This window comes from Desulfosporosinus burensis (assembly GCF_054657535.1).
Map to the genome: position 1 here is coordinate 1 of NZ_BAAHYN010000041.1, position 1,526 is coordinate 1,526.

At 45.7% G+C, this 1,526-nt stretch carries 2 protein-coding genes; both read right to left on the reverse strand.

Annotation, left to right across the window (positions count from 1 at the left end; all coding sequences use genetic code 11):
* Nucleotides 1–4: 4 nt before the first annotated feature.
* A complete protein-coding gene (locus ACYQ3Q_RS28195) occupies nt 5–718 on the reverse strand; it encodes an ABC transporter ATP-binding protein (protein WP_459930262.1) in 714 nt (237 codons plus the stop codon).
* Nucleotides 711–1,526, reverse strand: an 816-nt coding sequence (locus tag ACYQ3Q_RS28200; protein ID WP_459931710.1) for an ABC transporter ATP-binding protein, incomplete at its 5' end; no start/stop codon positions are given. The genes ACYQ3Q_RS28200 and ACYQ3Q_RS28195, both read right to left, overlap by 8 nt.

Sequence of the window (1,526 nt, forward strand, 5' to 3'; positions counted from 1 at the left end):
TCCTTTAATCACTAACCCCGATATAGGCCTTTTTCACATCTTCATTGCCCGCCAGTAAGTCACTGCGATCATGCATAACAACTCGACCATTTTCTAGAACATAACCACGGTGAGATACTTTTAAAGCCAAATGGGCATTCTGCTCCGCTAAAAGCACTGTCTTTCCAGCCTCGTTAACAATCTTCACGGCATCAAATACCTGCTGGACCACTATGGGAGCCAGACCAATCGAGGGCTCGTCTAACAGTAACAACTCTGGGTCAGACATGAGTGCCCTTCCTATCGCTGCCATCTGTTGCTGCCCTCCGCTCAGAGAACCTGCCAATACATTTTCTTTATCTTTTAGAACGGGAAATAGTTCGTAGACCATGGCCAGACTCTTTTTAATTCCTTCTTTATCGTGGCGCCTTACATACGCTCCCAAAAGTAAGTTTTGGCGTACTGGCATGTGTGAAAACAGAGCACGCCCTTCTAAGCATTGCGAAATCCCCAACTCGACCACTTTAAAGGCAGGCAATTGATTCATTTTCTGTCCCTTAAACTCGATGACCCCGCTCGTCGGTTTTTGCAATCCGCTGATCGTACGAAAAAGCGTCGATTTACCCGCTCCATTCGCTCCTAACAAGACTACAAATTCTCCCTTGTTGACTTCTATGTTAACATCCTGGAGAGCTAAGTAACTCCCATAGGATACATTGACATCGGATAATTTAAGCATGTTTAGTCCCCCCTAAGTATGCTTCAATAACTCGTTCGTTGTTGCTAATTTCTTTGGGGGTCCCTTCCGCTATTTTACTGCCGTAATTCAAAACCATAATTCTGTGCGCTAAATTCATGACCATCTGAACTTTGTGTTCGATTAAACAGACCGTTGTACCGGTTTGTTGGATTTTCTTAATTAACTTAGCAAGTTCGTTGGTTTCACCATGATTAACCCCTGCTGCCGGTTCATCTAGTAACAGTAAGCGTGGTTCTGTCACCAGGGCTAATCCGATGGCTAACCGTTTGGCCGCTTCTTGGGAAATGTTGCCGACGGGTTGACTCTTGACCGCTGTCAATCCAATAAACTCTAAGACCTCTGCCGCTTTTTCTCGACTCGCCCCTTCATCCCGGCGAGCACGCGAGGTATTAAAAATAGCATCCAGCATTCCCATTTTAGTTTTGGAGCGATAACCAATGATTAAATTGTCCAGCACCGTACTATCCGTAAATAAGTTCGTGGTCTGAAAGGTCCTCCCTATGCCCCTGCACGCAAACTCATGGGTTGGAGTTCGGGTCATATCCTTGCCCATAAAACTTATCGTTCCGGAACAAGACGGATAATAGCCGCTGATTAGATTGAAAAAGGTGGACTTTCCGGCGCCATTTGGGCCGATAATGGCTACGATTTCGCCCTCTTTGATCTCAAAGTTCACCTTGTTTAAGGCGGTTAAACCACCGAAGTTCTTAGTTAAAGCCTCGGTTTTTAGCAGCATGGCTTTCTCCTTTCGAGGGTGCGTTGCTTCCCGACTTGTTTGCTTTGTTGA

Excerpts from the sequence above, each read along its gene's own strand:
- ACYQ3Q_RS28195 (WP_459930262.1), bottom strand. The coding sequence starts at position 718 with ATGCTTAAATTATCCGATGTCAATGTATCCTATGGGAGTTACTTAGCT.